Annotated in this window: 23 protein-coding genes; 12 read left to right on the forward strand and 11 right to left on the reverse strand. The window is 60.7% G+C overall.

Annotated elements, in window-relative coordinates; translation table 11 throughout:
* Both tssI and RY831_RS25300 read left to right on the forward strand, forming a co-directional pair.
* A partial coding sequence (tssI, locus tag RY831_RS25295; RefSeq protein WP_326509153.1) for a type VI secretion system tip protein TssI/VgrG occupies positions 1-1,295 on the forward strand: 1,295 nt, incomplete at its 5' end.
* On the forward strand, positions 1,292-1,597 hold the full coding sequence (locus RY831_RS25300; RefSeq protein ID WP_326509154.1) for a contact-dependent growth inhibition system immunity protein: 306 nt from the start codon (positions 1,292-1,294) through the stop codon (positions 1,595-1,597). The genes tssI and RY831_RS25300, both read left to right, overlap by 4 nt.
* 132 nt (positions 1,598-1,729) lie before the next feature.
* Here RY831_RS25300 and dxs read toward each other — a convergent pair whose 3' ends face one another.
* From dxs to RY831_RS25315, 3 genes are read right to left on the reverse strand one after another with little or no spacing between them, the layout of a single operon-like run.
* Positions 1,730-3,598 (reverse strand): 1-deoxy-D-xylulose-5-phosphate synthase, encoded by a 1,869-nt coding sequence (gene dxs / locus RY831_RS25305; RefSeq protein WP_326509155.1) that lies wholly within the window; start codon positions 3,596-3,598, stop codon positions 1,730-1,732.
* 1 nt (position 3,599) lies between these two features.
* Positions 3,600-4,508, reverse strand: coding sequence for a polyprenyl synthetase family protein (locus RY831_RS25310; RefSeq protein WP_326509156.1), 909 nt, complete (start codon positions 4,506-4,508; stop codon positions 3,600-3,602).
* Positions 4,505-4,768, reverse strand: a complete 264-nt coding sequence (locus RY831_RS25315; protein ID WP_326509157.1) for an exodeoxyribonuclease VII small subunit — start codon at positions 4,766-4,768, stop codon at positions 4,505-4,507. Before RY831_RS25315 ends, RY831_RS25310 begins: the two co-directional genes overlap by 4 nt.
* 442 nt (positions 4,769-5,210) lie before the next feature.
* Between RY831_RS25315 and RY831_RS25320 the strand changes: the two genes are divergently transcribed.
* From RY831_RS25320 to RY831_RS25330, 3 genes are all read left to right on the forward strand, one after another.
* On the forward strand, positions 5,211-6,311 hold the full coding sequence (locus tag RY831_RS25320; RefSeq protein WP_326509158.1) for an aromatic ring-hydroxylating oxygenase subunit alpha: 1,101 nt from the start codon (positions 5,211-5,213) through the stop codon (positions 6,309-6,311).
* A gap of 273 nt (positions 6,312-6,584) precedes the next feature.
* Positions 6,585-7,538 carry a DMT family transporter gene (locus RY831_RS25325; RefSeq protein ID WP_326509159.1) on the forward strand — a complete coding sequence of 318 codons (954 nt, stop codon included), beginning with the start codon at positions 6,585-6,587 and terminating at the stop codon, positions 7,536-7,538.
* A 28-nt stretch (positions 7,539-7,566) separates the two neighbouring features.
* Positions 7,567-8,421, forward strand: a complete 855-nt coding sequence (locus RY831_RS25330) for a sulfurtransferase (protein WP_326509160.1) — start codon at positions 7,567-7,569, stop codon at positions 8,419-8,421.
* Between the two features lie 22 nt (positions 8,422-8,443).
* On the opposite strand, the gene RY831_RS25335 is transcribed toward RY831_RS25330, so the two are convergent.
* The 3 genes from RY831_RS25335 to polA all read right to left on the reverse strand — a co-directional run bounded on the left by RY831_RS25335 (position 8,444) and on the right by polA (position 13,126).
* A complete protein-coding gene (locus RY831_RS25335; protein ID WP_326509209.1) occupies positions 8,444-9,226 on the reverse strand; it encodes a ZIP family metal transporter in 783 nt (260 codons plus the stop codon).
* A 151-nt stretch (positions 9,227-9,377) separates the two neighbouring features.
* On the reverse strand, positions 9,378-10,262 hold the full coding sequence (locus RY831_RS25340) for a dienelactone hydrolase family protein (protein ID WP_326509161.1): 885 nt from the start codon (positions 10,260-10,262) through the stop codon (positions 9,378-9,380).
* Positions 10,263-10,375: 113 nt separating this feature from the next.
* Positions 10,376-13,126 (reverse strand): DNA polymerase I, encoded by a 2,751-nt coding sequence (gene polA, locus RY831_RS25345; RefSeq protein ID WP_326509162.1) that lies wholly within the window; start codon positions 13,124-13,126, stop codon positions 10,376-10,378.
* On the opposite strand from polA, the gene RY831_RS25350 reads away from it, so the two are divergent.
* The 5 genes from RY831_RS25350 to RY831_RS25370 all read left to right on the forward strand — a co-directional run bounded on the left by RY831_RS25350 (position 13,127) and on the right by RY831_RS25370 (position 17,549).
* Positions 13,127-13,864 carry an LOG family protein gene (locus RY831_RS25350; protein WP_326509163.1) on the forward strand — a complete coding sequence of 246 codons (738 nt, stop codon included), beginning with the start codon at positions 13,127-13,129 and terminating at the stop codon, positions 13,862-13,864. It abuts the gene before it with no gap.
* Positions 13,865-13,981: 117 nt separating this feature from the next.
* Entirely contained in the window at positions 13,982-14,422 is a 441-nt protein-coding gene (locus tag RY831_RS25355) for a DUF2782 domain-containing protein (protein WP_326509164.1), read from the forward strand.
* Positions 14,423-14,457: 35 nt separating this feature from the next.
* A complete protein-coding gene (locus RY831_RS25360; RefSeq protein WP_326509165.1) occupies positions 14,458-15,414 on the forward strand; it encodes a homoserine kinase in 957 nt (318 codons plus the stop codon).
* A 2-nt stretch (positions 15,415-15,416) separates the two neighbouring features.
* On the forward strand, positions 15,417-16,208 hold the full coding sequence (locus RY831_RS25365) for a BPSS1780 family membrane protein (protein ID WP_326509166.1): 792 nt from the start codon (positions 15,417-15,419) through the stop codon (positions 16,206-16,208).
* A 114-nt stretch (positions 16,209-16,322) separates the two neighbouring features.
* Positions 16,323-17,549 carry an HD-GYP domain-containing protein gene (locus RY831_RS25370; RefSeq protein ID WP_326509167.1) on the forward strand — a complete coding sequence of 409 codons (1,227 nt, stop codon included), beginning with the start codon at positions 16,323-16,325 and terminating at the stop codon, positions 17,547-17,549.
* A 286-nt stretch (positions 17,550-17,835) separates the two neighbouring features.
* On the opposite strand, the gene RY831_RS25375 is transcribed toward RY831_RS25370, so the two are convergent.
* From RY831_RS25375 to RY831_RS25385, 3 genes are all read right to left on the reverse strand, one after another.
* Entirely contained in the window at positions 17,836-18,045 is a 210-nt protein-coding gene (locus RY831_RS25375) for a cold-shock protein (RefSeq protein ID WP_151638882.1), read from the reverse strand.
* Positions 18,046-18,314: 269 nt separating this feature from the next.
* Entirely contained in the window at positions 18,315-18,575 is a 261-nt protein-coding gene (gene infA, locus RY831_RS25380) for a translation initiation factor IF-1 (RefSeq protein WP_326509168.1), read from the reverse strand.
* A gap of 517 nt (positions 18,576-19,092) precedes the next feature.
* Positions 19,093-19,365, reverse strand: a complete 273-nt coding sequence (locus RY831_RS25385) for a DUF1488 family protein (RefSeq protein WP_326509169.1) — start codon at positions 19,363-19,365, stop codon at positions 19,093-19,095.
* Between the two features lie 470 nt (positions 19,366-19,835).
* Between RY831_RS25385 and RY831_RS25390 the strand changes: the two genes are divergently transcribed.
* The gene (locus RY831_RS25390; protein WP_326509170.1) at positions 19,836-20,219 is read left to right on the forward strand and encodes a hypothetical protein; all 384 of its coding nucleotides are present in this window, start codon (positions 19,836-19,838) and stop codon (positions 20,217-20,219) included.
* 92 nt (positions 20,220-20,311) lie between these two features.
* On the opposite strand, the gene RY831_RS25395 is transcribed toward RY831_RS25390, so the two are convergent.
* Entirely contained in the window at positions 20,312-21,529 is a 1,218-nt protein-coding gene (locus RY831_RS25395; RefSeq protein WP_326509171.1) for an extracellular catalytic domain type 1 short-chain-length polyhydroxyalkanoate depolymerase, read from the reverse strand.
* Between the two features lie 20 nt (positions 21,530-21,549).
* On the reverse strand, positions 21,550-21,963 hold the full coding sequence (locus tag RY831_RS25400) for a CopG family transcriptional regulator (protein ID WP_326509172.1): 414 nt from the start codon (positions 21,961-21,963) through the stop codon (positions 21,550-21,552).
* 185 nt (positions 21,964-22,148) lie between these two features.
* On the opposite strand from RY831_RS25400, the gene RY831_RS25405 reads away from it, so the two are divergent.
* On the forward strand, positions 22,149-22,406 hold the full coding sequence (locus RY831_RS25405) for a hypothetical protein (protein WP_326509173.1): 258 nt from the start codon (positions 22,149-22,151) through the stop codon (positions 22,404-22,406).
* The last annotated feature ends 37 nt before the right edge of the window (positions 22,407-22,443 follow it).

Consider the following 22,443-nt stretch of genomic DNA (forward strand, 5'->3'; position numbering starts at 1 on the left):
ATGCGTATGGCCGCATCAAGGTGCAGTTCCCCTGGGACCGCTATGGCCGGCATGACGAGCGCAGTTCGTGCTGGATCCGTGTGTCACAGCCATGGGCCGGCGCTGGCTGGGGGACGGTTGCGATACCACGCATCGGCCAGGAAGTGATCATCGATTATCTCGAAGGGGATCCGGACCGGCCGATCTGCACCGGGCGACTGTACAACAGCGCGCAGCCGCTGCCGTATGCATTGCCGGGCGCGGCGCACGTGATGGGCTTCAAGAGCCGCTCGACGCCTGGCGGAGGTGGCTATTGCGAGATGGTGATCCATGACAAAAAGGGTCAGGAGCTGATCAATATCCATTCGCAGAAGGACATGGTCACTACGGTGCAGCACACGCAGGCCACGGTGGTGAACGGGCCGCACCAGACCAATACGGTGACGAACGGCTTTCAGGTGACGAAGGTGAAGAAGCGTGTGGAACTGGAGTCGCAGACGGAGTTTATTCAGCTGAAGGCGGCGACGGAGATCGTGCTGGAGGCGGGGGCGAGCCGGATACGGATGGAAGCGAATGGGAAGATCACGATACAGGGCTTGCATGTGGATGTGATCGGGACGCAGCGGATTGATCTGAATACGAATGCAAACGCGGGAACAGCCCAACCATCGAAGGTAGCTGAGCCGGCAACCGGCAGGCATGGGCAACCGGTGGTCGGCTCCAAGGAGTGGCAGGCCGAGCGGCAGCGGGCGCAAGCCTTGCAGCAACCGATCATTGCGCCGGACGACTTGATTGGCGGGCCGCTCAAGCTGGGAGCGAAAGGGATCGCTGTGGGTGCTGGCGCGGTGATGGGAGCGATGAAGGGCATTGGAGCGAAAGAAAGCAGTGTATTGTTGCGAGGCGGAGCAAATACGGCAGCGCCTTTCAGCCGTCTTGTTGACGGCGGAGGGTTAGTTGCTCACGAAGCTGCTGGAGGGCATTTGTTGGAACGGCACGTCGGTAAGAAGGCAGATGATCTACTAGACCGATTGATGAAGGATCCGACGATTGCTGGCTCCTCATCGTTCTATAACCGTGCGACTGCTGAATCAGCGATTGCCAAGACGCTAGATGCAAATCAGGCAAAAATCAATAAATGGCTAAGTGGCGGCCAAAGGGATTTGAAGATTGAAAGCACCTTATCTGAAAACATAGGAGTGACTATCTCCAAAGGGAGCGCAAGTGCCCTAGACACAGCAAACATGCGGCTCATTCTGCGCCGCGATCCAACTATGCCTAACGGTTTCCGCATTCAAACAGGGTTTCCAACACGATGAATACTGACTACCCGAATCTCGATAATTTGATTGGCTGCTACTTCCATCAGGATTGGCAGACCGAAGGGCCAACTGTTGATATTGTCCTGGAAAATTATTTAAAGGAGTACTCAACGGAATATCCTCCGCTTGTTCTTGCTGAATTGCGCGCTCTTTTACGGAGAAGTGATGCAGAAGTAGAAGCTGAACTTGACAAGATGGGCTGCGAGTACGCCCCAGAAGGTGACAATACCACTTATCGGGAATGGCTTAATCGCATAGAGGCCCGGTTGAGCCAGGAAGTAAAATCGAACGGGGAATAGCCCTGAATCGAACGGTGTAACGAGAAAAAAGTGGGTAGGCGCAGTTAGCTCTCAAAAAAGATCGCCAGTACAGTCAGTCGAAAAACTTCCTGACGGCAGCAATGAAAACTGTTAACTGCGCCGCCCTACCCCTCAGTTGTTCACCACCAGCCGCGGCTCCCCCTTGCTGCCGAAACGCTTGCGAATCGATTCCACGATCCCTTTCGCATCCAGCCCGCACATAGCCAGCAACTGCCCTGCATCGCCATGATCGATGAACTTGTCCGGCAATCCCAGATGCAGGATGGGCTTGACGATGCCGGCTTCAGCCAGCGCTTCGGCGACGGCGGAACCGGCGCCGCCCATGACGGCGCCTTCCTCGACGGTGACCAGCGCTTCATGGGTAGCCGCCAACTGCTTGACCAGTTCCACGTCGAGTGGCTTGACGAAGCGCATGTTGGCCACGGTGGCGTCAAGTTCGTCGCCCGCGGCGAGGCTGGGCGCGACCATGGTGCCGAAGGCGAGGATGGCAATGCCCTTGCCTTCGCGCCGGATTTCGCCCTTGCCGAGCGGCAGCGTGGCGAGTTCCTTGTCGATCGCGGCGCCGATGCCGGAGCCGCGCGGATAGCGCACCGAGGCTGGACCCGGATAGTGATAGGCGGTGGATAGCATCTGCCGGCATTCGTTTTCATCCGACGCCGCCATGACTACCATGTTGGGAATGCAGCGCAGATAGGGAATGTCGTAATTGCCCGCGTGCGTCGCACCGTCGGCGCCGACCAGTCCGGAGCGGTCCAACGCGAAGGTCACGTCCAGGTTTTGCAGCGCAACGTCATGGATCAGCTGATCGTAGGCGCGCTGCAGGAAAGTGGAATAGATCGCCACCACCGGCTTCATGCCTTCGCAGGCGAGGCCGGCGGCGAAGGTCACCGCATGCTGCTCGGCGATGCCGACGTCATAGTAGCGGTTCGGGAAGCGCTGTTCGAACTGCACCATGCCCGAGCCTTCGCGCATGGCCGGCGTGATGCCGATCAGGCGCTCGTCCTGGGCCGCCATGTCGCACAGCCAGTCGCCGAACACCTGGGTGTAGGTCAGCTTGCCCGCCGCGGAAGGCTTGATGCCTTCGGCCGGATTGAACTTGCCCGGACCGTGGTACAGCACCGGGTCGGCCTCGGCCAGCTTGTAGCCCTGGCCCTTGCGCGTGACCACGTGCAGGAATTGCGGGCCTTTCAGGTTCTTCAGGTTCTGCAGCGTCGGCACCAGCGATTCGAGATCGTGGCCGTCGATCGGGCCGATGTAGTTGAAGCCGAATTCCTCGAACATGGTCGCCGGAACCACCATCCCCTTCGCATGCTCCTCCAGTCGCTTGGCCAGTTCCAGCATCGGTGCCGGCAGCACGGTCTTGCCGACGTTCTTGGCGGCGGCGTAGAACTTGCCCGACATCAGGCGCGCCAGATAGCGGTTGAGCGCGCCGACTGGCGGCGAGATCGACATGTCGTTGTCGTTGAGGATGACCAGCAGGTTGATGTCGTTGTAGACCCCGGCGTTGTTGAGCGCTTCGAAGGCCATGCCGGCGGTCATCGCGCCGTCGCCAATCACCGCGATCGCATGGCGGTTCTCGCCCTTGGTCCTGGCCGCCATGGCCATGCCGAGCGCCGCCGAGATCGAGGTCGAGGAATGCGCGGTGCCGAAGGTATCGAACTGGCTTTCGTCGCGGCGCGGGAAGCCGGAAATGCCGTTGAACTGGCGCAGCGTGTGCATGCGGTCGCGGCGGCCGGTCAGGATCTTGTGGGGATAAGTCTGGTGGCCGACATCCCAGACGATGCGGTCTTCCGGCGTATTGAAGACGTAATGCAGCGCGATGGTAAGCTCGACCGTGCCGAGATTCGACGACAGATGTCCGCCGGTCTTCGATACCGAATCCAGCACGAAGGCGCGCAGCTGGTCCGCGAGCGGCTTGAGCTGCCCCCGGGAGAGTTTGCGCAGATCTGCGGGTCCGTCAATATTCTTCAACAAGTCCATGCTAGGCTTTCCGTTGCACGATCAGATCGGCGATTTCGCGTAGCCGACGTGCTTTTTCTCCGAACGGCTCGAGCGCGCGATGCGCGTCATTCCGCAGTGTCTCCGCCAGCGTCCTCGATTCCTCGAGACCGAGGATCGATACATAGGTCGGTTTGTTGTCCGCCGCATCCTTGCCGGCGGTCTTGCCCAGGGTCACCGAATCGGCGGTGGCATCCAGCACATCGTCGACCACCTGGAACGCCAGCCCGGTCGCCGCGGCATAGGCATCGAGCGCCGCGTTCTCCTCCTGCGTCAGCGACTTGCCGGCCAGCGCGCCGAGCAGCACCGAGGCATGCAGCAGGGCTCCGGTCTTGAGCTGATGCATGTGCTCCAGGTCGGCAAGCGACAATGCCTTGCCGACGCTGGCAAGGTCGATCGCCTGGCCGCCGCACATGCCGGCCGAGCCCGAGGCCCGCGCCAGCAGCCGGAACATCGCCAGCCGGCGCTGCGTATCGGCGCCGGCTTCCACGGCACCCTCCGACAGCACGATGAAAGCTTGCGACTGCAATGCGTCGCCGACCAGCAGGGCGGTAGCTTCATCATACTTCACATGGACGGTCGGCTTGCCGCGACGCAAGGCGTCGTCGTCCATGCACGGCATGTCATCGTGGACCAGCGAATACGCATGGATCATTTCCACCGCCGCCGCCGCGCGCGCCAGCAGGTCGGCGTCGGCGTCGAACAGGTCGCCGGCCGCGAATACCAGCAGCGGACGCACCCGCTTGCCGCCGTCGAGCACCGCGTAGCGCATCGCATCGTGCAGCCGCTCCGGCACGTCTGCGGCTGCGGGCAGCAGGGCCGACAGCGCCTCTTCCATGGTCGACTGGATGTGTTTCATCCAGTCGCCGAATGCGAGTCCGGCGACATTCATTCGTCGGCCTCGCCGTCGTCGTCTTCACCATCGACGGCAAACGGCTTAAGCATTTCGCCTTCCAGCACCTTGACCTGGTGGTCGACCTTGTCCAGCTGCCCGGAACAGAACTTGACCAATTCCGACCCGCGCCGGTACGCCGCAACCGAGGCTTCCAGCGGCAATTCCCCTGCTTCCATCTGGGCAACGAGCTGTTCCAGCTCCGCCATGGCCGCTTCGAACGACGCCGGTTCTCCAGAAGGCACTGTTTTCTTTGACATATTGGACAATCTTGATAAGTAGCCCGTTATTTTAGAACAAACGACCTGATGCAGTTGAGAAGCAGAAACCGCAAAAGCAGCAAAAATCGCCTTGAATCCGGCGTTCTTATGCGCGGCATCAAGTCGAATTGAAGAATTTGCAATGCCGTTTCAAAAAAGAAGTAACATGGGCATCTTCTTCCTCGGTGCCCAGCCGCTACCGCCACTGCACCTGGAATCCGAACCCTGAACCCCGAATCTTTACCGGATTTCCCAATCCCTTTCCGACATGGCCCGGCGGCTTTTTATCCCTCTTCCTCGCGACGGACCCAAGACAGTCTGAAAAGCAATGTCTCGGGTATAATTCCCGGTTCTGTCCAAAATTTCCGTTTCATCTTATTTGATACTGGTTTTTGCGGATTCTTTCTCTCTTAGGTTGGTGCAAATTAATTTGGGGGTGGGGATGTCCGATCTGGCTACTGTCGCCAAGCTCGCGCGATCCAACGCGCAACTTCCTGTAAACGTCTATTTCGACGACACGCTGTTGCAGCAGGAAATACGACAACTCTTTCAAAACGGCCCGCGCTACGCCGGCCACGAACTCCAGGTGCCGAATGTGGGCGACTATGCCACACTGCCCTGGGAAAACGAAGGCCGGATGCTGGTGCGCAATGCGCACGGCATCGAGCTGCTTTCCAACGTCTGCCGCCATCGCCAGGCCAAGATGTTCGATGGCCGCGGCAATGCGAGCAACATCGTCTGTCCGCTGCATCGCTGGACCTACGATCTCAAGGGTGAACTGATCGGCGCGCCGCATTTCGGCGAAACGCCGTGCATGAACCTGTCACGCACGCCGCTGCAGAACTGGAACGGATTGCTGTTCGAGCAGAACGGTGTCGATGTCGCGCGGATCATGTCCAGGCTCGGCGTGACCAAGGACCTCGATTTCACCGGGTACATGCTCGATCATGTGGAAGTGCATGACTGCGATTACAACTGGAAGACCTTCATCGAAGTCTATCTCGAAGACTATCATGTCGAGCCCTTCCATCCGGGACTGGGCAGTTTCGTCACCTGCGACGACCTGCGCTGGGAATTCGGCGAGCACTACAGCGTGCAGACCGTCGGCGTCAATCATGCGCTGGCAAAGTTCGGCACGCCCAAGTACAAGAAGTGGCAGGAACAGGTACTCCAGTTCCGCAACGGCGTGCCGCCGCCCTATGGCGCGATATGGCTGACGCTGTATCCGAACATCATGGTCGAGTGGTATCCGCATGTGCTGGTGGTATCCACCGTCTGGCCGAACGGGCCGCAAAAGACCCGCAATGTCGTCGAGTTCTATTATCCGGAAGAGATCGTGCTGTTCGAGCGCGACTTCATCGCGGCGGAACGCGACGCCTACATGGAAACCTGCATCGAGGACGACGAGATCGGCATGCGCATGGACGCCGGCCGCCGGATCCTGATGGAGCGCGGCGTCAATGAAGTCGGGCCCTACCAGTCGCCGATGGAAGACGGCATGCAGCATTTCCACGAGTGGTACCGCAGGCGCATCGCGGTATAGGGAAAGGAAACCGCTCCCATATCCGCTGCAAAGCGTCGCTGCACAGCGCGGCAAACAACGGGCGTCACCGGGAGGTTTCGCCCGTTTCGCATCATGCACGCGCATTTGCCGATAATCTCCGTTGCAGCCGGCCCACTGCCTGACTGCCTGACTGCCTGACTGACTGACTGACTGACTGCCTGACTGCGCGAATCGGCGTATCATCGAAGGCTTTTCAATCATCCCGGTTATACGGCTGTACCTGCCGGGCTCATCCGTCTTTCCCGCCGTTCTATGCAATCACTCTGGATGCTGGTCGCCACCTTCATGTTTTCCATCATGGGGGTCTGCGTGAAGATCGCATCGGACATGTACTCCGTTTCCGAAATCGTCATGTACCGCGGCCTGGTCGGCACGGTGGTCCTGGGCGTGCTGATCGTTGCCCGCGGCGGCAGTTTCAGGACCCGTCTTGCCTGGCACCATGCATGGCGCGGCCTGATCGGCGTGGTCTCGCTGTGGCTGTGGTACTGGTCGATCGGCAAGCTGCCGCTGGCCACCGGCATGACGCTCAACTACATGTCGCCCATCTGGATCGCGGCGATTCTGTTCGCGGCCGGCTGGTGGCGCGGACAATCCCGCTTCGAGCCCGGGCTGACCGGCGCCATCCTCTGCAGCTTCGCCGGCGTGACCATGCTGCTGCAGCCTGCCTTCCATGCCGACCAGTGGCAGGCCGCGCTGGCCGGCTTGGCCTCGGGGCTGATCTCGGCCATCGCCTATCTGCAGGTGCGCCGGCTGGGGCTGCTGGGTGAGCCGGAGTACCGGGTGGTGTTCTATTTCTCCCTCACCGGCATGCTTGCCGGGCTGGCGGGCGCCTTTGTCGACGGCGACGGGCTGCGCACGCTGTCGCTGAGCAGCCTTGGCGGCCAAGGCGTCCACGGCATGAAGGGCTGGCTGCTCCTGCTGGCCATCGGTGTCAGTGCCATGGTGGCGCAGATGGCCATGACGCGCGCCTATCGTCTCGGCAAGACGCTGGTCACTGCCAACCTGCAATACACCGGCATCGTCTTTTCCAGCGCCTGGGGCATCGTGTTGTGGGGCGACGCGCTGAGCCTGCTGGCCTGGTGCGGCATCGCCGTCATTCTCGGCAGCGGCCTGGCTGCGACCTATTACAATACCCGCGTCGCTTCCGTGCCGGCCGCCAAGGCCAAGGTCACCGAAGCCAACGATCCCATCGCTACCGAAGTGTAGAGTAGAAAAGTATAGAGGAGACCCCGCCATGCCTTATACCACCCTGATCGCCGCGGAAGACTTAGCCAGACATTACCAAGACCCGAACTGGGTCGTCATCGACTGCCGCCATGACCTGATGAACCCTTCCGCCGGCGCGCAAGCCTATGCCGCCGGCCATATTCCGCTGGCGCAGCATGCCAGCCTCGATACCGACCTGTCCGACAAGAGCCCCGGCCCGAACGGCGAATTCCGCGGCCGGCACCCGTTGCCGGAGCCGCGAACCTTTGTCGAAACGCTGCGTCGCTGGGGTGTCAATCACGGCTCGCAGGTCGTGGTCTACGATGCTCAGGGCGCGATGTTCGCCGCTCGCCTTTGGTGGATGCTGCGCTGGGTCGGACATGAAGCGGCGGCGGTGCTCGACGGCGGCCTGCAGGCCTGGCAGGCGCTCGGCCTGCCGCTGTCCACCGCCGTCGAAACACGCCCGCGCGGCAATGTCGAGCCGCATGCGCCGCTGATGCGCACGGTGGATGTGAAGGATGTGCTCGCCAACCTGCAGACGCCGGCGCGCACCGTCGTCGATGCGCGCGCCCCGGACCGTTTCCGCGGCGAGAATGAAACCATCGATCCGGTCGGCGGCCATATTCCCGGCGCGAAGAACCGCTTCTTCAAGGACAATCTGGACGCTGCCGGCCGCTTCAAGCCGCCCGCGCAATTGCGCGCGGATTTCGCGGCGTTCATCGATACACCGCAAAATGCCATCATGCAATGCGGCTCGGGCGCGACCGCCTGCCACAACCTGCTGGCACTCGAAATCGCGGGCATGTCGGGCGCGGCGCTGTATCCGGGTTCCTGGAGCGAATGGTGCGCCGACCCGGCCAGGCCGGTGGCGCGCGGGGAATAGGAATAACCCAGGGCCCGGAGGCTCAATGCCCGTGGGTTTGTCCGGTCAGGAAGAGGACGATGCCCACGCCCACGGCGATGAGCACGATCTGCGGGATGGTTTCCCTGAGTGTCGCGCGGCGCTGCATCTGCGGCATCAGGTCGCTGACCGCGATATAGATGAAGCCCGATGACGCGAACACCAGCACGTAGGGAATCCAGTCGGTCGCGCGCTCCAGCATGACATAGCCGAACACGCCGCCTATCACCGCCATCAGGCTGCAAAGCAGGTTGTACACATAAGCCCGGGTGCGGCTGAAACCGGCATTGAGCAGGACGATGAAGTCGCCGATCTCCTGCGGAATTTCATGGGCGATGATGGCAACGCCGGTGATGATGCCCAGGCTGGGATCGGCCAGGAAGGCCGCCGCGATCAGGATGCCGTCGGTGAAGTTGTGCAGGCCGTCGCCTACCAGGATCATCCAGCCGGCCTTGCCGGCCTCGTGCGCATCGTGGCCATGCTCGTGGCCGTGGCCGTCGCCCTCGTAATGGTGGGAATGGCGCAGGATCGCGAATTTTTCCAGCAGGAAGAACGCGAGCAGGCCGCCCAGCAGCGTGGCGAACAGCGCATGCGTGTCGGCATCGGATTCGAAGGCTTCCGGCAAGGCATGCAGCAGCGAGGTCGACAGCAGGATGCCGACCGACAGGCTGACCATGCGCTCCACCACCTTGGAAAGCAGGGAAAAGGAAAAAATCGCCGCAGCGGAAATGCTGATGACGCCGGCGATCGTAGTAGCCAGCAGGATGGAAAGAAGCGCGGAATCGATTTTATGCCCCGTCGGATGTGCAACAAAGTTGCAAATTAAAGCACAGACACGAGATTTCGGCAAACGGGGCGATTAAAAACCGTGCCATTGCTTGAAAAATCCCGGCAGGCGCCGGGATTTTCAGATGGAGCGGGAAATGAAGCAGGCGGCCTCAGGCAACGCCATGCGTCTTGAACCACTCGGTGCAGCGTTTCCATCCTTCCTTTGCATCCGCCTCGACGAAGCTCGGACGATAGTCGGCATGGAAGGCATGGCCGGAATTCGGGAACACCACGAATTCGGACTTGCTGCCGCCCTTGGCCAGTTCCGCCTTCATCTTTTCGACGGAATCTAGCGGAATGCCGGCATCCTTGCCGCCGTACAGGCCGAGCACCGGCGTCTTCAGCGACGCGCCGATATCGACCGGATGCGCTGGCGCCAGCGCGGTCTTGTCGCCCACCAGGCGGCCGTACCAGGCCACGCCTGCCTTGACCTTGGGGTTGTGCGCGGCATACAGCCACGTAATGCGGCCGCCCCAGCAGAAGCCGGTGATGCCGAGCTTGTCGGTGTTGCCGCCGTTGTCCTTCGCATAGGCCACCAGCGCATCGAGGTCGCCCATCACCTGCGCATCCGGCACCTTGGAGATGATGTCCTTCTGCAGTTCGGGGATGGAGGTATAGGTCAGGGGATTGCCCTGACGGATGAACAGGTCGGGCGCCAGCGCCAGGTAGCCGAGCTTGGCGAAGCGCCGCGCGACGTCGGCGATATGTTCGTGCACGCCGAAGATTTCGGAAATCACCAGCACCACCGGCAGGTTGGTCTTGCCTTCGGGTTGCGCGCGGTAGACCGGCACTTTTTGCCCATTGACGGTGATGCTGACCTCGCCCGCGGTCAGGCCGGCGGTATCGGTCTTCACCACGTTCTGGGCAGAGACCGGCAGGACGGCGGCGGCAAAGCCGGTGCCCAGCGCGGTTTTCAGGAAGCCGCGGCGGTCCACGCCGTCGGACAAGGAGGTTTTGCCGACCAGACTATCGAAATCTTCTTTGAAATTCTGCATTGCCCATTCTCCGATTATTCATTGTTGTCACTGCGGCGGATGCCGCCTTCGTTCCCTGCACTGCATTTAACTGCATTTCACTTCGGTTCACTTCAGCTGCCAGGGCGCCGGCATCAATGCGCCTCGTCCCAGTTCTTGCCGATGCCGACTTCGGCGATCAGCGGCACCTTCAGCTCGGCAACGCCGCGCATCAGGTCCGGGACCTTCTGCTGGATGGTCGACAATTCGTCCTCCGGCACTTCAAGCACCAGTTCGTCATGCACCTGCATGATCATTTTCGACTGCATGCGCTCATTCTCCAGCCACTGCTGCACCGCGATCATCGACAGCTTGATCAGATCGGCGGCGGTGCCCTGCATCGGCGCATTGATCGCCGCCCGCTCGGCCGCCTGGCGGCGAGGTCCGTTGGGGGAATTGATCTCCGCCAGCCACAGGCGGCGGCCGAACACCGTCTCGACGAAGCCGTGCGCCTTGGCCTGGGTGCGCGTCTCGGCCATGTATTGCGCGACGCCGGGATAGCGCTGGAAATACTTGTCGATGTACATCTGCGCGGCGGAACGCTCAATGCCGAGATTGCTGGCCAGCCCGAATGCGCTCATGCCGTAGATCAGGCCGAAGTTGATGACCTTCGCGTAGCGGCGCTGCTCGCTGCTGACCTCGGCCGGCGCGACGCCGAAGATTTCGGAGGCGGTCGCCCGGTGCACGTCCTCCCCTTCGGAAAACGAGCGCAGCAGGCTGGCGTCGCCGGAGATGTGCGCCATGATGCGCAGCTCGATCTGCGAATAGTCGGCCGACACGATCACACTGCCCTCCGGCGCGATGAAGGCTTCGCGGATGCGCCGGCCTTCGGCGTTGCGGATGGGGATGTTCTGCAGGTTGGGCTCGTTCGACGAGAGGCGGCCGGTGACGGCCACCGCCTGCGCATAATTGGTGTGCACGCGGCCGGTATTGGGGTCGACCATCTTCGGCAGCTTGTCGGTATAGGTCGACTTCAGCTTGGACAGGCCGCGATAGTCGAGCAGGATCTTCGGCAGCGGATAATTTTCCGCCAGCTTCTGCAGCACTTCCTCGTCGGTCGACGGCGTGCCCGACGGCGTCTTCTTCACCACCGGCAATTGCAGGCGCTCAAAGAAGATTTCGCCGATCTGTTTCGGCGAGTTCAGATTGAAAGGCTGGCCCGCGAGTTCGTAAGCCTGCTTTTCCATTTCAAGCATGCGCATGCCGAGATCATGCGATTGCCGCGCGAGCTGTTCGCTATTGATCAGCACGCCGTTGCGCTCGATCTTCTGCAGCACCACCGAGGTTGGAACCTCGATCTTTTCATAGATGAACCTGAGCCCGTCGTTCTTCGCGACATGCGGCCACATTGCCTGGTGCAGCTGCAGCGTGATGTCGGCATCCTCGGCCGCATATTCGGTGGCGCGCTCGATGCTCACCTGGTCGAAGCCGATCTGCGACGCCCCCTTGCCGCACACTTCCTCGTAGCTGATGGTCTTGCGGTTCAGGTGGCGCAGCGCCAGGCTGTCCATGTCATGGCTCTTGTGCGACTCGAACACATAGGATTCGAGCAAGGTGTCATGCACGATGCCGCGCACCGTAATGCCGTAGTTGGCGAAGATGTGGCTGTCGTATTTCAGGTGCTGGCCGACCTTGGCCTTGCCCGCGTCTTCCAGCCAGGGCTTGAGCCTGGCCAGCACCGCTTCGCGCGACAGCTGCTCCGGCGCATCCTGATAACGATGCGCGACCGGAATGTAGGCGGCAATGCCGGGCGTGCAGCAGAGCGAGATGCCGACCAGCTGCGCCTGCATCGCATTGAGCGAGGTGGTCTCGGTGTCGACCGAAGTCAGTTCGGAGGCATCGATGACAGCGAGCCAGCGGTCAAGCTGCTCCTCGGTGAGCACCGTTTCGTATTCCTTGACGGTCGGCGCGGCCGGAGCCTCGATCAGGCTGCCCTGTGCATCGGCCTGCTCCGGCGCCGCGGTCGGACGGCCGCCGGCGGTGGGGTCGCCGGTGAGTTCGCGCAGCCAGGTCTTGAAACCGTAGCGCTTGAAGAACTCGATCATCGCGTCATTGTCGACCGGCTTGGCCACCAGCGATTCCGGGATCGACACCATGTGCTTGGCGAGGTCGCAGTCGGTGCGGATCGTGATCAGCTTGCGCCCCGTAGGCAGCCAGTCGAGCGCCTTGCGCAAGTTCTCGCCGACCGCTCCGCCGACGTCGGCTGCCTGGGCGATGATGTTGTCGAGCGAGCCGTACTGGGTCAGCCACTTGACCGCGGTCTTGGGACCGACCTTCGCCACGCCCGGCACATTGTCGACAGTGTCGCCGATGAGCGTGAGGTAATCGATGATGCGCTCCGGCGGCACGCCGAACTTGGCGATCACGCCTTCGCGGTCGAGCTTTTCATTGGTCATCGTGTTGATCAGCGTGACATGCTCGTTGACCAGCTGCGCCATGTCCTTGTCGCCGGTGGAAATCACCGCTTCCATGCCGTGCTCGACCGCCTGCGCGGCCAGCGTGCCGATCACGTCATCGGCTTCCACCCCTTCGACGCTCAGGATGGGCCAGCCGAGCGCGCGCACCGCTTCGTAGATGGGTTCCACCTGGCGCGACAGGTCTTCCGGCATCGACGGCCGGTGGCCCTTGTAGTCGGGATAGAGTTCATCGCGGAAAGTCTTGCCTTTTGCGTCGAAAACACAGGCCATGTATCCTGCGGCGTAATCGTTGCGCAGCCGGCGCAGCATGTTGATCATGCCGTAGATGGCGCCGGTGGGCGCGCCTTCCGGATTGCGCAGATCGGGCATCGCGTGGAACGCGCGGTACAGATAGCTTGATCCATCCACTAACAACAGGGTTTTATTCATATGGTGTCAAAGGGAAAAAACGTGCCGCGCCTGCGGCAGGTGGCTGACATTTCACGCGCCACCGAGAAGAAGGCGCGCGAGTCGTGGCATATGCTCACGATTATGGCAGAGTTTATCGAGTCGACCGAAAGGCTGGCCGAGCTGCGTCCGGCGGTCTCGATTTTCGGTTCGGCGCGCACCCCGGCCGATCACCCCGACTACCTGAAGGCCATCGATATCGCGCGCCGCCTGTCCGATGCCGGGCTGGCCGTCATCTCCGGAGGCGGGCCGGGCATCATGGAAGCCGCCAACAAGGGCGCGTTCGAAGGCGCGTCGTCGTCGGTGGGACTCAACATCCAGCTGCCGCGCGAGCAGACCAGCAACGCATGGCAGGATATCTCGATCAGCTTCCGCCATTTCTTCGCGCGCAAGGTTGCCTTCGTCAAATATGCCGATGCCTACGTGGTGCTGCCCGGCGGCTTCGGCACTCTGGACGAGCTCACCGAAGTACTAACCTTGATCCAGACCGGCACCTCGCGCCGCATTCCTGTAATACTGGTCGGGACGACGTTCTGGAAAGGCTTGCTGGACTGGTTCCGCAGCGCCCTGCTGGCCAATGGCATGATCGAGGCCAAGGACATGAACTTGTTGCAGGTAATTGACGAACCAGCCAACATCGTCGATGCCATTTTTGCATTTTATGAAGCCAGGGAAGATCTGCTATCGACGCAAAGCAAGGAACCGGGTGCCTATTTGTAACTTCAGGTGCGAACCCTGGAGTGGGCTTTGTTAAAATGTTGCAGTCAGGCGAGTTGCGCGCTTTCAAACACAGACTCGGACCCGCCTGCCGGCATCTTCATCAATCGACAACATATTATGCGCACACTCAAGGCCTGGCCGATGTACGCGGCCTGCATGGCCGCCGCCGTACTACCGCTGGCAGCATCGGCCCAGCAGCAATCCGGCAACACGGCACCGCCGCCGCCGCAACTCGAAAAGCTGGAAGAAGGCGAAGAACCCGCCGTCACGATCCGCCAGCCCGACCAGCAGCGCGCCCGCACCGTGGAAAAGCGCGCACCCGGCGGCAAGGTGACGGAAGTTCAGGTCACCAGCGGCAAGAGTACCTATGTGCTCAAGGCCAACGACTCTTCCGGCAGCGCCCTGCCCGGCGATGCCCAGGGCAGCTTCCTGCGCGCACCGCAATGGCAGGTGCTGGAGTTCGACCTGGGCCGCCCGCAGGAAGACAAGGAAGGCAGGGAAGCCGAGGCGGCGGAAGCTGCGCAGGTACCCGCTCCGCCCCCGCCGGCCGCCAAGTAATCGCCGATTTTCCGAACCCACTCTAGATTTCGCTCATGGCAGTTTTCACCCCGGTCAGCCTTGATGACCTTACCGACTGGATGCCCCAGTTCAATCTTGGCAAACCCCTTGCAATCAAAGGCATTTCCTCCGGCATCGAGAACACCAACTTCTTCCTGACCACCGAGACGGGCGAATACGTACTGACCATTTTCGAAAAGCTGACCTTCGCGCAGCTACCGTTCTACCTGCACCTGATGCGCCACCTCGCCGAGCGCGGCGTGCTGGTGCCGGCCCCGGTGGCCAACCACGCCGGCGAAATTCTCCACTCCCTGCACGGCAAGCCGGCCTCCATCGTCACCAAGCTGGAAGGCAGTTCGCAGCTCGATCCGCGTCCGGCGCACTGCGCGGCGGTCGGCGCGATGCTGGCGAAGATGCACCTGGCCGGCCGCGACTTCGGCATCCGCCAGCCCAACCTGCGCGGCCTGGACTGGTGGCGGATGACCACGCCGACCGTGCTGCCTTACCTGTCGGAGTCCAACCAGCACCTGCTGCGCGCCGAACTGCATGCGCAGGAAGCGTTTGCCGCCTCCGCAACCTACCGCGAACTGCCGAACGGTCCGGTGCATGCGGACCTGTTCCGCAACAACGTGATGTTCGACGGCGAGCGCCTGACCGGCTTCTTCGATTTCTATTTCGCCGGCTGCGACACCTGGATCTTCGACGTCGCGGTCACGGTCAACGACTGGTGCATCGATCTCGACACCGGTGCCCTCGATGCTGCGCGGGTGCGCGCCCTGCTGGACGCCTATCATGCGGTGCGTCCGTTCAGCGCCGCAGAACAGGAAGCCTGGCGGCCGATGCTGCAGGCCGGCGCGCTGAGATTCTGGCTGTCGCGCCTGTACGACTTCCACCTGCCGCGTGAAGCGGAAATGCTGACGCCGCACGATCCCACGCATTTCGAGCGTATCCTGCGCCAGCGCATCGACAACCCGGTTCCGGAACTGTTTTGAACATGGAAAAATTGCCCGCAAACGCTGGCTGGCTCTGGGTCAAGCAGGGATTCGCCCTGTTCCGCAAGCAGCCGGCCGAAATGTCGACGCTGTTTCTCGCCTACATGTTCCTGATGCTGGTGGTCGGCATCCTGCCATTGCTGGGGCAGATTTTGCCGATGGTGCTGATCCCGGTATTTTCGATGGCGTTCATGCAGGCCTGCCTGCAGGTCGAAGACGGCAAAAAGGTCTATCCCAACCTGCTGCTGACCGGGTTCCGCTCGCCCGCATTCCTGTCGCTGGTGAAACTCGGCTTTCTCTACCTGATTGCCGCGGTGGCCGCGATCGCGGCATCGGCGCTGATCGACGGCGGCGTGTTCTGGCAGGTCATGAGCAGCAACAAGGCGATGGATACCGAAACCATCCGCAACTCCAACATGTCGCTCGGCATGATGTTCTCGGCGCTGATCTACACGCCGATGGCGATGGCTTTCTGGTATGCGGCGCCGTTGATCGCCTGGCAGAAGATGGGCATCGCCAAGGCGATCTTCTACAGCTTCTTCGCCGTCAAGCGCGCCGGCAAGGCCTTCCTGGTGTACGGGCTGGCCTGGCTCCTGATCGGCGTGCTGGTGCCGGTGATCGTGAGCAGCATCGTGGCGCTGCTGATTTCCAAGGCTTTCATCGTGATGCTGGTACTCCTGCCGCTGTCGCTGATACTGACGGTGGTAATGTACTGCTCCTTCTATCCCACCTACACGGCCGTGTTCGGGCGGCCGGATGCGATTGCCGCGCCAGTGGCCGATTTCGAACGCTGACAGCGCCGATAAACGACGGCGCGGTCCGGGATTGGCATCTCCTGGCGATACGGGAATATACTTGCGCATGTTGCCAGGCCGCACTTATTCGACTGGCCAATCAGGGGAAATCCGGTGATCAAGAAAATCGGCGTGCGCGAACTGCGGGTAGGCATGTTCATTCATGACTTCAGCTGTCACTGGATGGATCATCCCTTCGCGCGCAGCCGCCTGATGCTCACGTCCGAAGATGAAATCCGCAAAATCATCGACGCCGGCATCCACGAAGTGTATATCGACACCAGCAAGGGCCTGGACGCCGCGCATGCGCCGACCGCGGAGGAAGCCCGCCGCGACCTGGAGAAGGAACTGGTCGCCATTGCCGGGCGCGAACCGGCTCCGGTGATCCGGGTATCGGTCGCCGACGAACTGGCCCGCGCCGCGCAGATCAGGAACCAGGCGCACCAGCTGGTGCGCACCGTGATGCATGATGCCCGCCTCGGCAAGGCAATCGAACTCGACCAGGTCGAGCCGGTGGTGCAGAACATTACCGAATCCATTCTTCGCAATCCCGGGGCGTTGACCGGCCTGCTGCGCATCAAGAACAAGGACGACTACACCTTCCTGCATTCGGTCAGCGTCTGCACCCTGCTGGTGGCCTTCTGCCGTTCGTCCGGCATGGATGCGGAGCTGACCCGCCAGGCCGGCCTCGGCGGCCTGCTGCACGATACCGGCAAGGCCCTGGTGCCCGACGAAGTGCTCAACAAGCCGGGCCGGCTGACCGATGAGGAATTCGAGATCATCCGCCGCCATCCGAAGGACGGCTACGACATCCTGCTGAAAACGCCCGGGGTCGGCGAGATCCCGCTCGACATCACTCTACATCACCACGAGCGCATGGACGGCAGCGGCTATCCCGACAAGCTGCCCGCGGACAAGATCAGCACCATGGCGCAGATGGCTGCGATCGTCGACGTGTATGACGCAATCACCGCCGACCGCTGCTATCACAAGGGCATGCCGGCGGCGGAAGCGCTGCGCAAGATCTTCGAATGGAGCAAGTTCCATTTCAATCCGCAGCAGGTGCAAAGCTTCATGCGCTGCGTCGGCATCTATCCCGTCGGCACCCTGGTCCTGCTGGAATCGGGCCGGCTCGGCGTAGTGACCGAGCCGCACGAGACCAACCTGCTGTCGCCCAAGGTCAATGTCTTCTTCAGCACCAAGTCCAATACCTACATCAAGCCGGTGCAGGTTGATCTGTCCAAGCCGCTGGGCATGGGCGGGGGCGACAAGATACAGAGCTACCAGTCGGCTGAGAAGTGGCGGGTCGATCCGATGAAGTTTTTTGTGCTGCCTGCATGATGGGATGATTGGGCAGGCACAGGATGTCGCAGATATACGTATTGTCCGCCCCAAATGAAAAAAGCCCGCCGAAGCGAGCTCTCTTGTCTACTACCGGAACAGGCCCGGCAACCCATGCTATCTGCGTGGTGTCACCGGTTTGGTATTTCTAGGGCCCATGCTATCTGCATGGTGCCTTTCCCGTTGCATGTCAGGTAAAGTGGTTTGGACAGGCTTCAGTCATGAAGGTCATGCGCAAACGTATTGCACACCTTTGGCCTTCTAAACCGAGCATGTTCCTGAAAATTTAGATAACGCGGATGTTGCTTGCCTTCTCGCCCTTCGGGCCAGTGCTGCGCTCGAACGAGACGCGCTGATTTTCGCTCAGGCTCTTGAAACCGTTCGATTGAATATCCTGGAAATGCGCGAACAGATCGCCGCCGCCATTGTCGGGTGTAATGAAGCCGAAGCCCTTGGCGTCGTTGAACCATTTGACCGTGCCGGATTGAGTACTCATTTGTTTGAATCTTTCTTAAAAATAGGGGTGTATCACCCAGGACGCACCTGACATCAAGAAAGACTACCGAAGGAATTCAAACAGGAATGGCTCAGCAACGAGCAAGACGGGAAAGAGACCAACAACAACGACTTGATACAAGCACGAAACCCACTATACAGGCCAAACCTGAAAAGACCTAGCGATACTTCGTTTATTTCCGGTCCGCGCTTGGATACGGAAAAAATTCTATCCATGTCAGGTTTGATGCCGCTGCGGGAAATCCGCAATCAGCGGCGGCGCTGGTAGCCGGTGGGTGCGGGACCGCGCTTTTCGAGATGGCGGAAGGTAATGCGACCCTTGCTCAGGTCATAAGGAGACATCTCAATGGATACCTTGTCTCCGGCGAGTATGCGTATGTGATGCTGGCGCATTTTCCCCGAGGTATAGGCGATCAGCCTGTGTCCGTTTTCGAGGTCCACGCGAAAACGCGAATCCGGGAGCACTTCGGCGACTTGGCCCATCATTTCCAGCAGATCTTCTTTTGCCATAAAAAATTCCAGTATCGTTTTCCGCTCGCAGTATCTGGCCGGAGGCCGAGCGACCGATCAACCGCAGGATCGTGTCCGGAGCGCGAATCTGCGCATCTGGCGGACATGCAAGCGACATCGTGAATGGCCAGCACATCTCTCGCCTGTCGCGGTGGACAGCCGGCTATGCTGGTGCGAATCGACTGCCTGTGACAGGCAGTGACGTAATGCAGTAGCGAACGATGAAGGTGGTCGGATCATGCATGGGACATCAACTTCTCCCTGCATGGCCGAAGGACGGGAAGAGACGGGATACGAACACCTGACTCTGACCTGACGGGCAAACTGCCATCGGACGGGCAGACTATAACACGGCACGGCAACTTACCCGCAAGCCTTTTCTCCCGCGGGCGACGCTCCGCGCTACCGTCCGTGCAATGGCCGATGCCGAACCGGCCATCATTTGCGGCTTATTGCGATTGCAAGCCATGACCTCACAAATGCGATCGATGGCTCGAGCTTGAGCACTGGCTTGGACTTAGCGCGGGGGAGCGGCAAAAGTATTGCGGCTCAGTACCAGCGGCGTGCCTTGCACGCCCGCGGCGACCAGGCGTCTCGCCACTCCATTGATCTTTCCTTCGAATGCATGAAAGACATCCATCATGCCGACGGTGGAAGCTTCGGTATTCTTCGATGACAGTTGCTGCAGCGCCTCTTCCTTGATCAGGCATTCGCGCTTGAGAGAATCGACGACAACGGTAAAGATCACGCCTTCACTGGTCTGGTAAGGTTCTTTGGTGAGTTGGCTCATGGCATGTTCCTTGTAAAAATAATTGATGGGAAGATGTTCGGCGCGCATTGATACCGGCGCCGTCAGTCCTGCGTGCGGTCTTGCAGAACGCCGCCCTGCGAATATTGGCAGGCCGGCTGGAGAAGAGGCGGAGATAAGAACGATTGGCGTCAGCGATGCGCAGACGATCTTCCTTGAGCCATGATGCGGGTCATCGGCACGGATAACCTTGATAATTCTCTCCCCTTGCATTCGTTCGGACATCAATCTCCTGCGAGGGTTCGGTTCGATTGTACCCGAGTCGAAACATTCACCTGCTGCATGAGCTTTCGCATGCCAACCGGGGAAGGTCAATGCCGGCCAAAATAAGCCTGGGCCAGTAGCCGACTGGCCACTATAGTGAAAGATGAAAACGGGACGTTGATCTCATGCGGCGCCCTGCTTCCTTGTCGCGCGGCGTAGAGCGCTTACTCTTTTTGCAGGGGTGGAACATGATGAATACCGATGCGGCAGGCTTGCCGTCACAGCCGCGACGCACTGCGGCGATCGACCTGTGTCAGCCGTCGGAAACCGATGCCGTGCAAATGTCGGATCTGAATGTTCGCTTCGACGGACGCGCTTACCGTTACGGTCCGTATTGCTACGACACCCTGAAGGATGCCCTGGCCTATGCAAGACTCGATCAGGGACGTCCCGGTTACCCGGCCGTTCCCAGCGACGATCTTCCGGTATGGACGCCGCCCGCACTGCCGACAGATGCCGAACAGCAGCAGATGGACCTGCTTGGCATCACGTTCGACGGCAGGCACTACCATTATCAAAGTTATCGCTATGATCGTCTTGCCGATGCGCTTGATTACGCGCACCGCGCATGAACCGTGAAGCGGCCTGATCTTGAGGCGAATCGTTCACCGCATGGAGAACGCTTCGCATCGTCATCCCGCCGGAGACCGCCGGGTGCCGCGCATCATTGCCGCGGCTGCTTGTTCGCATGCGCGAGGAAGAAGCGCATCATTTCGGAGGAAGCATCGGGCCCCTTCGGATCCGTATAGGAGCCGGCCTTGCTGCCGCCGAACCATGCATGTCCCGCTCCATGCGTGACCCAGTGCTCGGCAACGGCCTGTCCCTGCTGATCCAGATACACGGTTTGCGTATAGGCGCGCCCATGCGCAGTCTTGCCTTTCGTGGACGTGCTGCCGCATGCCTTCGCTTCCGCCGCTCCCATGCATTGGGCAAGGACCTTGCGGCCATTGTCGGGATGAACCGTGCGATCGCGGTCCCCATGAAAGACGATGATCGGAACGGGCCGGGAGTAGGCTGAACCGACCGATCCCGCTCCTCCGCTCATTGCACCAAAGGCCGATGCCACATCATGCGCCGAGCCGACCGGAAGACCGGAATGCACCGCGACTGCCGCATACACTTCGGGATACCTCGCCGCCATGATAGCTGCCATCGCCCCTCCCGCGGAGAGTCCTGCCACATAGACGCGCTCCGGATCGATGCTGTATTCCTTCATGATCTGCCGAGTCATGTCGGCAAGAATGGAAGGCTCCCCGTGGTCGCGGCGCTGGTCAGCCGGGCTGAACCAGTTCCAGCAATTGGAGCCGTTGGCTTTTGCAGCCTGGGCCGGATAAAGAACCAGGCAGTTATGCTGCTCGGCCAGGCGGTTCATTCCCGTGCCGGCGGCAAAGTCATCCGGATTCTGCTTGCAGCCATGCAGCATCACCACGAGGGGAAGCGGTTCGCCGCGGTAGGTGCTCGGCACATAGAGCCTGTAGGTTCGCGTTCCCGCGCGGCTGGTGCAGGATCCGGAGAGAAAACGGCCGCCTCCATTCTCGTTCGTGCGCTGCGTCCCGGTTGCCTCCGCATCGGCTTCGCCATGCACTTCCGCATCTTCGAATTCCGGGGTCGGGAATGGCGCCCGCCATTTTCCGCCGGTACGGCTGCGCAGGCGCTCAAGCAAGCCATGCAATCCCGCCTTCGGCGTCGCGGTTTCCTGCGAAGCAGGATTAATGTCGATGAAATCTTCGTGGCCGGGAGATGCGCCGCCGGGGTTGGTGCCGGTGAGACCCGCCGCACCCAGCGCGCGCTGGATGACGTCATTGGCCGCCGCCGGACCGGAAGTCTGGAGCAATGCGGTGGCTTCGCGCATCTGCGCGAGAAATTGTTCATTGAGTTTCATAAGAGACTTTCAGGGATTCGTTATCGGATTCGGCCTGCCAGAGCGGCCTTGACCGCCGGGCTTGCATGAAATGCGCCCAGCACGGTAATGGATTCAATGGTTTCCTGTGCGAGTTCCGGCGTGACATCGCTGTCGATGCTCGCCATGCCCAGGACCCTGATCTGCAGCATCTGTCCGGCTTGCCGGACCGCCTCCAGATCGGAACGTGAAAAATGCTGCAAACCGAGTACTAGGCTCTTGCGCATGACGGTCTGGCGGACAGCCTCGGCATGGGAAGCGATCTGGTTGCGGATGGCGGTGCGGATCAGGTCGGTACGGTTCGCATAGAAACCTTCCTGTACCAGCAGATCGATCTGCCCAAGGTCGATGGGACCGAGATTGATGGTGATCTTTTCGCTATCCACGACTTTGGTTCGCAGCTCGATTTCTTTCATGTTTCTTGGGGAAAATATAACGCTTGGTTCATAAAACCATCCACGTGGATGGTGCTTGGATGTTTTCCAGCATACTCGCATCAATTGAAATGTCAAGACAAAGCGAAGCCGCGTGGATTGTCCGCTGCATGTCCCTGCCGGCACCGTAGCGGCGTACACTGACGGATTCCACTCTGGAGAGCGATATGACACAGGACGAAGTCATTGATATGTTTCGGGAGCGCGCCAGGACCGATTCGACGGAATTGCCGTTGCTGAACACGATTATTCTTGACCTCGCCGGCCTGCTCGCTGAATCTCGCGGCAGGTTATCCAAGGAAAACTTCGATGCGCTGATACGGATAGGCGGCGCCTTGTACAAGGAAGGGAACAGCCAGTATCAGGCACGCACGGATGTGGGCGACATCATGAAGAATGCCACGGAGAATGAACGGGAGAACTAGAGCGGACTGCGGGTGGGAATAGGGAAGAATCGGTTTG

Origin of the sequence: Noviherbaspirillum album (assembly GCF_035916955.1) — a bacterium.
Classification (GTDB): Bacteria; Pseudomonadota; Gammaproteobacteria; order Burkholderiales; family Burkholderiaceae_D; genus Noviherbaspirillum; species Noviherbaspirillum album.